Source organism: Massilia frigida (genome assembly GCF_011682175.1).
In the GTDB taxonomy this organism is placed as follows: domain Bacteria; phylum Pseudomonadota; class Gammaproteobacteria; order Burkholderiales; family Burkholderiaceae_D; genus Telluria_A; species Telluria_A frigida.
On record NZ_WHJG01000080.1, the window covers coordinates 1 to 8,650 of the forward strand.

Sequence of the window (8,650 nt, forward strand, 5' to 3'; positions counted from 1 at the left end):
CGCGTCTCAAGGACGAATTCGGCGGCCGCAACATTATGGTCAAAGGACATGCCAAAGTCATGAGCCATTTGATGTTTGGGCTGCTCGCCCTCGGTGCTGACCAGTTGATGCGACTTCGACGATGACCATACCGCTTAACTTTCTCCCGATTCCGCCCCGAACGTTTCAGGTACGGCATCCCCACGTCCTAAAAATGAGATTAGCCATGATTCCGCCGCCGTAACCGATCAGATTTCGTCCGGCATCACTAAAAAGCGATGAAAAATCGTGCTCTCCTGATGTCGGCCAGTTCAGAAAAATCGTTTTGCAATTGGCTCTAATGTATAGTCGCGTTAATTGATGGAATTGACAACAGCGTGGTCAGAACATGCTTGGCAGGCAGAGACAGTAAAAATCCATGCTGAAAGCCGCGAATTCAAGGTAATGTCAAGTATTACAATGAAAACATTGATAATAATTCACTGAAATGCACGCCAGTCACTAACTTGAGTGGATTGGGGGCTGACGCAGTGGCAAAGTGATGCGGAAGGTGGTTCCCGTGCCAATCGCGGAGTCGACGATGATCTTGCCGCGATGGCTGTTGATGATGCCGTAGGCAATCGACAGCCCCAGGCCGGTGCCCTTGCCGACAGGCTTCGTTGTGAAGAAGGGGTCGAATATGCGCGAGAGATCGCTTTCAGAAATGCCGTTCCCGTTGTCACTGATCTCGACGACGGCGTCATCGCCATCCTCGTAGGTTCGAATCTTTATCTTTCCGCCATTTTCAGGCATGGCGTGGGCTGCATTGATGATGATGTTCATGAAGACTTGATTTAGCTGAGGCAAGACGCACTCAATGTCCCGCACGTTCCCGTACTCTTTGATCACCTCGGCTCTGAACTTGATTTCATTGTTGATGACTTTGAGGGTCGAGTCGATACCCTTATGAATATTATCGAAATGCCATGCCGGAATGCTGTCGAGACGAGCGAAATCTTTAAGGCTCAGCACAATGTCCTTAATACGGGACAAGCCTTCGCGCGACTCGGCCACGATTGCAGGAATGTCTTCACGTAATAGATCCATTTCCAGTTCGATGCGCGTGGCCTTCAGGCGCGTCAAAGCGTCGAGCGAGCCGATCAATTGTTCCGCGCCTTCGTACACGCCGAGCATGGTGAATAGTTTTTCGAGATAGGTTTCAAGCGTTCCGAAATTCGAAATGATGTAGCCAATTGGATTGTTAATTTCGTGTGCAACACCGGCCGCGAGCTGGCCTATCGACGCCATTTTTTCCGATTGCAGCAACTGGACATGGGCTAAGGCGAACTTTTCGTTCATTTCAGTCAATGCGGCGTTGGCCTGTGACAAGCTCGCTTCACTGCACGCGAGCGCATCGATCACGCCGCTGGTTCGCAACAGATAACGCAAGCGGTGCACCAGCAATCGCCACTGCATGGGCTTGACGGTAAAGTCGGTAGCCCCCGCCTCGAAAGCCTGAAGGATTGAAGCGTCGTCATCATTGCCTGTCAGGACGACGACGGGCACCCGGGTGCCATTGGGCAGGGCGCGCAGGCGCCGACAGCACTCGAAGCCATCCATGCCTGGCATGGTCAGGTCCAACAGGATGACGTCCGGCCGACGCCGTTGGCAGGCGGCGATAGCCTCAGCGCCGCTGGCCGCTTCCTCGACCGCGAAACCCTCCGGCTCGAGGGTTTCCACGACTAGCAGGCGCGTCATCATATCGTCATCGACAATCAACACCAAAGGCGCTGCATCAGCGTGCAAAGTCATAGGGCCTCCATTTCATGGGCGAGTGCAGCCAGGACACGGGCAAGTTGCCTACCGTGCCGCGCAAGAATCAGGGTACACGCCCTTTGTGCTACGGGCAACAGTGCATACCGGAATCTTCATAAAACGATAGATCGGATAGCAAGCTTCTGTCACAATGGTTTTGAACATGCTCGGCAACGCATTCAGTGATGGAGTGCCATGATCGCAACGGTACGCAGCTGTGCACGCAAAATGGCGCTGTTTGGCGCGCTCGTGACTGATCACGCCGTGATCATACTTGCAATGTCGGTGGTGGGCGCGACGGCCGCTACTTTTCTCTACCTGAGCCGCTTGCAGGAACAATTGGTCACTAACCTCGCTGAGCAGGGCGCGAATTTGCAATCGATTTCGTTGCAGGAGCTGCGCAGCCTATACACCGCAGAAGTGGTGGAAAAGGTGCGCGGCCAAGGCGTGCAAGTGACGCATGATTTTGCCAGCAAGCCGGGGGCGATTCCGCTGCCCGCGTCATTCACCATCGAACTGGGGCAGCGCATCGGACTGCGAGACGCGGGGATGCAAGTGCGCTTGTTCAGCGCCTATCCCTTTCCTTGGCGCAAAGATGGCGGCCCCCGAGATGCTTTCGAACGCGATGCGCTGGCCACCTTGGTCAACAACCCGACACAGAGCTTCGTGCGTGTCGAACAATTTCAGGGACGCCCTGCCGTACGTTTTGCGGTGGCCGACCGCATGCGCGCCAGCTGCGTGGCTTGCCACAACTCCTATCCCGGTAGTCCGAAGACAGACTGGAAGCTGGGCGACGTGCGCGGCGTCCTTGAGGTGACCCGACCTATCGCACCCGTTGCGGTGGCCGCGCAGCAAACGTTGCGCAATACATTCGCCCTGATTCTCGGGCTGGGAGGCCTGTGCACACTGGCCATGGCGGTCCTGATGCGAAAGCAGCGGCGCTATGCGCACGGGCTGTCGAGCGAGATCGCCGATCGCAAGGCGGCCGAGAGCGCCCTGATAGCACGCAGTTCGGCGCTGGAACAGGCCCGCAACGAAGCGAGCGCGGCTAACCACGCCAAGTCGAGCTTCTTGGCTGCGATGAGCCATGAGATCCGTACCCCAATGAACGGGATTATCGGCATGACCGAGCTATTGTTGCGCACCGAACTCAATCCCCGGCAGCAGCGATTTACCGAGACCGTGCACCGCTCGGGCGAGGCCCTGCTCACCATCATTGACGACATCCTCGATTTCTCCAAGATCGAAGCGGGCAAGTTGACGCTTGAACAGATGCCCTTCGATATCCGCCAGACGATCGAGGATGTCGCCGCTTTGCTGGCCGACGGCGCTCAGCGCAAGGGCCTGGAATTCATCTGCGATATTTCTCGCAGCGTGCCGTGGAGCGTGCGCGGCGATCAGGTGCGGGTACGCCAGATCATGATCAACTTGCTCAACAATGCGATCAAATTTACCGAACGTGGCGAAATCTCGCTGGCGGCAGCCTGGCTAGCACCCGGCTGCCTGCAGTTGCGCGTGTCCGATACCGGCATTGGCGTGCCGGCCGAGGTGGTAGCGACCTTGTTCCAGCCTTTCCGGCAAGCTGATAGCTCGACTACGCGAAAGTATGGTGGGACGGGCCTTGGGCTGGCTATCGTCCGGCAATTGACGGAAATGATGGCCGGCAGCGTCGAACTGCACAGCGAACCTGGCGCCGGGTCCTGCTTCGTTGTCACGATTGCACTGGAATGCCTCAGTGCCGAACCGCCTGCTGATAGCTTGCCGGTCACGCTAGCGGGCCGTAGCGTGCTGATCGTCGATGACAGTGCAGCGAACCGCAGCATTCTGTTGCAGCACGCGATTGAATGGCAGATGGCCACTGCCAGCGCCGCCGATGGGGTCGAAGGCCTGGCCCTGTTGCGCGCTGCCGCCGCACAGGGCCAGGCATTCGACCTCGCGTTGATCGACATGCGCATGCCGTTCATGGATGGACTGGAATTGCTTGGCGCGATCCGTGCAGAGCCGGCGCTGGGGGCGTTGCAGGTAATTCTGCTGAGTTCGTTGGACGCGAGCGAAGAGCGCGCGCGTGCACGCGTACTCGGGGCCGCGTCTTGCTTGACCAAGCCCGTGCGGGCCATGGAACTGTACGCAGCCCTTGCCGGCCTCGTGGGGCACGAGGCGGATGCCGCCGCGCCGGCCGAATCGCCTGCGCAGGCCGCCTGCGGCACCGTGCGCGTACTCTTGGCTGAGGATAATGAGATCAACCAGGAAATTGCCTTGGCTATGCTTGAGGATAGCGATTACCAAGTCAGCATCGCCGCTAACGGCCGCGAGGCCCTGACCATGCTCGCGACCGGCGTCTATGACCTGGTCCTGATGGATTGCCAGATGCCCGTCATGGATGGCTTCGAGGCAACCCGTCAGCTACGCCACCACGAGGCCGATTCGGGTGCATCTGCGTTACCGGTGATTGCATTGACCGCCAATGCGATCAGCGGCGACCGAAAGCGTTGCCTGGACGCCGGCATGAACGACTACCTGAGCAAACCTTTTGCGCGTGCTCAGTTACTGGCCTGCCTTGCACGCTGGTGCCCGGGCGCGGGGCGGGGCGGGGCGGAGCCAGACCCGGCTGTAGTCGCCCCGGCCCAAGGATTGCTCGACCAGAGGGTGCTCGCTACCTTGCGTGGCATGCAGCGGCCGGGCCGACCCGATTTGCTGGGGCGGATTGTCGACTTGTTTGGGCGCGACGCCCCGCGCTTTGCAGCCGACATGCGTAGCGCAATTGCGGTTGACGACGCCGAAGCACTGCGCCTCGCCGCGCACACACTTAAATCGTCCTGCGCGAATATCGGAGCGAGCGCACTGGCCGAGCGTTGCCGCGTCATTGAAAAGCTTGCGAGCGAAGGAGCGGCGGCGTCTGTCGCGCCAAGCTTGGCCGGTTTCGAGTCCGACATCGAAGCCGTCATCGCGGAGCTCGCCCGCGAATGAGTGGTGCCATGATTGTACTGGATGGAACACCAAGACGTTGATGGAATATGTAGGCTGGAAGAACGTTCAGTCGGCGCTACGCTATGTCGAGGGTATCGATCCGTTTGAGCGCCTGCCCGCCCAGGAAGCGCGCCCGTTTGACGATAACGTTGTCGGGCTGCCGCCGGCGCCTCCATGATACGGCCTGCCTTTATCATTGATAGCTCCTTGCCAGCGGGCCGCAGCCGGCACTTGCTTCCTTAGTGCCCTCGTCGCTTCGGCGGCCTGATTGGCAAGTCCGAGCTTCCTTATCTCGTCGAGCAATGGCAGCGTGTCGCTCTATGCAGTGACGATTCTGCCAGTCAGGCGGCTATCTTCTCTATCTTTCCGATGTCGTCCGAAGACATGAGCTTGTCGATGTCAACCAACAGCAACATCCGTCCGTCGATCGTGCCCATGCCGATCAAATAGTCAATATTGATTTGCCCACCTAAAAGCGGTGGGGGTTTGACTTGGTCGCCGCTCAGCAAAGTAACGTCGGAAACGCTGTCGACGACGATGCCTATAACGCGCTCTCTTACGTTGAGGATAATGACAACGGTTGAAGTGTCGTATGTGGGCTTGGACTGACTGAACTTGATCCGCATATCGATAATCGGAACAATGACCCCGCGCAGGTTGACTACGCCCATAACGAAGTCAGGCGCGTTGGCAATGTGTGTAACGGCCTCGTAGCTGCGCAGTTCCTGCACTGTTTGAATGTCGATGCCATATTCTTCGGCGCCGAGGGTAAATGCGAGAAATTCGAGCGGCTTAACCGGCGCAGCGCCGGTGCCGTCGCTAATTTTATTGATACTGGACATAAGTACCTTTCAGGTCGACAGCTCGATGTGCGCACGACACGTTCGCGGCGGAACGTCGCTACCGAGCTACAGTTGCTTGCGCTTGTGCTAGTGTTCGGGCACCGGCGAGGATGGGGCCGGGAGACACGACAGTTTTTACCCTGAAGGCTAAAGTTGGGGAATGACAAAATATTCTTGATTAGATCAAGCAAGCGTGACCTGCATGCATGCGTATTCGGAACAAGACTACTGAAGTTGAGAATACCGATAACGATAACCTCTAGCAAGAACGATCTTAAACATTTGCTGCGGGTGTTGTTTCGCAACCTTGTGCGTCAGTAAATTGTGGCGCCACGTTTATATCACGCCGCGTGAGATTGCAGCTGCCACTGCGGCCTCCAGCCCAGATACGCCATCAGTTACGGCGCGCTGGCGAAGCGGTGCAGATCGCCTATTTCCGCCACGATGGTGACGGTCGTGAGCAGGTTGACGCCTCGCAGCGCCATCAATGCTTTGGCAATCCTACCTCAGTTCAGTTAGTTGCCGATGCAAGCCATACCCGCAAGGGCCCGCCTCGTAGCAGGACGACAGCTCGGCGATACCCTTCCTGAGCTTGCGCACTAGCTTGGTGATTGCCTCAGCGGTATTTGCGATCTCGCCCAGGAAGCGCACCTCGCCAGCTCGTTCGGCCACCGAAACCGCGATCGTCGCTTTGTGTACATCCATTCCGACCAACTTGGTAAACTGTTCCATGACCATGACCTGCCTCTTTAATTGCGGCTCTGCGCTCGAGGTTCTTCGGAACCTCAAGCATAACCCGCGTCATTTAAAGTCTGGCAGGTCCAATACATATGTCTAGCAGATGACGCGCTATCCCGGCTGACCCTCTAATATTCGTCCCAGTCCGCAGCCTGATTTGGTCCGGACGCGGTCGCCCTTGATGGCAGGACTGCAGGATTCGATTTCGCAGTGGCCCTGTCAGTGCGCGCAAGCGGGACCCGTTTTGGAGGCGCAGCGCGTGGCTTCGGCGCCGGCATTTGCGCGGATGCCACGCGCACGGCATGATTGGCGTCCAGATTAAACACGGCCATGGCGGCAACGAGTTGCTGCGCCTCCTGCTGCAAGCTCGCGGCGGCGGCCGCGCTTTCCTCGACCAGTGCTGCATTCTGCTGCGTTGTGTGATCCATCTCGTTGACGGCCTGACTAATTTGGCCGATGCCAGCATTCTGCTCCGCAGTTGCCGCCGTGATTTCAGTGATGATATCGCTGACACTTTTGATCGATGTGACAATCTCACTCATTGTGACGCCAGCCTGGTTCACCAGCGTGGTGCCCCGCTCAACGCGCTCTACGCTAGCCGTGATCAAGGACTTGATCTGCTTGGCCGCCTCGGCCGAGCGCTGCGCCAAGCTGCGCACTTCGCTCGCCACCACAGCAAAACCGCGCCCCTGCTCGCCGGCGCGCGCCGCTTCCACAGCCGCATTCAGGGCTAGAATATTGGTCTGAAAGGCGATGCCGTCAATCACGCTGGTGATTTCGGCGATTTGTTTGGAACTCTCATTGATTTCTTTCATCGTGCCCACGACTTCACTGACTACGTCGCCTCCCTTCACGGCAACTTCGGCCGCCTTCTGCGCGAACTGGTTCGCTTGGGCGGCGTGGTCAGCGTTCTGTTGCAACGTGGAGTTGAGTTCCTCCATCGAAGAACTAGTTTCCTCCAATGCACTTGCCTGCGCTTCGGTCCGCGCACTCAGCTCGCTATTGCCGTTGGCTATTTCGCCCGAGGCGCACGCCACCCTTTCGGCACTCTGGCGCACGCCGCCCACAATCGTCACCAGGTTATTCTTCATGTCAGACAGCGCCCTCATCAACTGCGACATTTCACTTTCGCCCTTGGTTTCGTCAATCTGAACCGAGAGGTTGCCAGCTGCCACCGCGTGCGATACATCCATTGCCTTTCTGAGCGGGCCAGTAATCGCGCGAACGATCAAGAACGCGACGCTTGCGCCAAACGCAACTGCCAGCACCGTCAGAATCAAGAGCAGGCGCGCCGTGCTTTCATAGGCTGCCCGGGCACCAGTGGCTTCGGTCCCCGCAAAACTATCCTGCATTGCAACCATTTCCTCGAGCGCCGTCTGCCATTTGAGTTCTTCAGGGTGCAGTTTCGTTCGCCATACTGCCGTGCCCTCTGCGTTTTTCTGTTCCTTGGACAAGGTCAGCACGTCGTCAATCAGTGGGCCAGAGCGCTGACGCAAATCAGCCACTCTGGCCAATAGGGATTTTCCAGCGTCGTGCATCGGAAATTTGCTCAGGGCGGCGGCAGCCTCATCGTATTTCTTGCGCTCGCTAACGATGCGCGCCATGTCCACTTCAGCGGGATTTTCCTCGATCAGCAGGGCCAGGTTGCGCACCGCGTCCGCAGAGGCGCGCACCGAGTCACGCATCGTATTGGCGAGTTTGATCTTCACCATGGTCGCGCCGGTAGTCTCTTCAAGCCGCCCTTGGACTTCTTGGATACGGGAGAAACCTAGCCACGCTAATGTTATGATTAGCAATAATAGCGTACCAAAACCCAGTCCAAGGCGCGAACTGATTTTCATGTTTGAAAAGATGGTCATCGCAGGGGACTCCTTCGAATTTCGTTGCGAATGCGCCTGCGCTCCTTCAGGCGCACCTCGTGTCATGCCCGCGCTTTATTTCTTCGGGATCGTCAAGCTGACCGCTCCGCCCAGATCACCCAGTTTGGCGCCTTCCTTCAAACCACCGCTAATGTCCTTTTCCCCTTTCGGTTCACCATGGCATTGCAGGCAAGTTGTGCCGTAATACTCCGGAATCATATAGCGGTAGGTCTGGCCCACGGTTTGTGAGTACGGTTTTCCCTTGACGTAATCAGCCTTCTTGAATTGCTGTACAAAGACGGAATGCTCCCACTCATCAGGCCGATTGTTACGGTTGCGAATGAGGTAACTGTTCAGCCGGAGTACAGGCCGCAATAAACAGTTGTAAACTGTGCTGTTATCGCGCATGATTTGGGCATGCCACCAAAACCTCCCCGTCTCAATCTCACCGGCTTGTCCCATGAAGACAAG

Annotated in this window: 7 protein-coding genes and 1 pseudogene; 2 read left to right on the top strand and 6 right to left on the bottom strand. The window is 57.5% G+C overall.

Features of this window, described 5'->3' with window-relative positions; all coding sequences use genetic code 11:
• Window positions 1–125 (top strand): annotated as a pseudogene (locus tag F2P44_RS33590) (IS1182-like element ISCARN109 family transposase); the annotation flags it as partial.
• Between the two features lie 355 nt (window positions 126–480).
• On the opposite strand, the gene F2P44_RS33595 reads toward F2P44_RS33590, so the two are convergent.
• Window positions 481–1,770 carry a response regulator gene (locus F2P44_RS33595; protein ID WP_167094331.1) on the bottom strand — a complete coding sequence of 430 codons (1,290 nt, stop codon included), beginning with the start codon at window positions 1,768–1,770 and terminating at the stop codon, window positions 481–483.
• Between the two features lie 198 nt (window positions 1,771–1,968).
• Between F2P44_RS33595 and F2P44_RS33600 the strand changes: the two genes are divergently transcribed.
• Entirely contained in the window at window positions 1,969–4,740 is a 2,772-nt protein-coding gene (locus tag F2P44_RS33600; RefSeq protein ID WP_167094333.1) for a response regulator, read from the top strand.
• A gap of 341 nt (window positions 4,741–5,081) precedes the next feature.
• On the opposite strand, the gene F2P44_RS33605 is transcribed toward F2P44_RS33600, so the two are convergent.
• The 5 genes from F2P44_RS33605 to F2P44_RS33625 form a co-directional block, all read right to left on the bottom strand.
• Window positions 5,082–5,582, bottom strand: a complete 501-nt coding sequence (locus F2P44_RS33605) for a chemotaxis protein CheW (protein WP_167094335.1) — start codon at window positions 5,580–5,582, stop codon at window positions 5,082–5,084.
• Between the two features lie 398 nt (window positions 5,583–5,980).
• The gene (locus F2P44_RS33610; protein ID WP_229423897.1) at window positions 5,981–6,067 is read right to left on the bottom strand and encodes a hypothetical protein; all 87 of its coding nucleotides are present in this window, start codon (window positions 6,065–6,067) and stop codon (window positions 5,981–5,983) included.
• 16 nt (window positions 6,068–6,083) lie between these two features.
• Entirely contained in the window at window positions 6,084–6,314 is a 231-nt protein-coding gene (locus F2P44_RS33615; protein WP_167094339.1) for an IS110 family transposase, read from the bottom strand.
• A gap of 134 nt (window positions 6,315–6,448) precedes the next feature.
• Window positions 6,449–8,179 (bottom strand): methyl-accepting chemotaxis protein, encoded by a 1,731-nt coding sequence (locus F2P44_RS36495; protein WP_167094341.1) that lies wholly within the window; start codon window positions 8,177–8,179, stop codon window positions 6,449–6,451.
• A 75-nt stretch (window positions 8,180–8,254) separates the two neighbouring features.
• On the bottom strand, window positions 8,255–8,650 hold a 396-nt coding region (locus F2P44_RS33625; protein ID WP_167094343.1), incomplete at its 5' end, for a c-type heme family protein.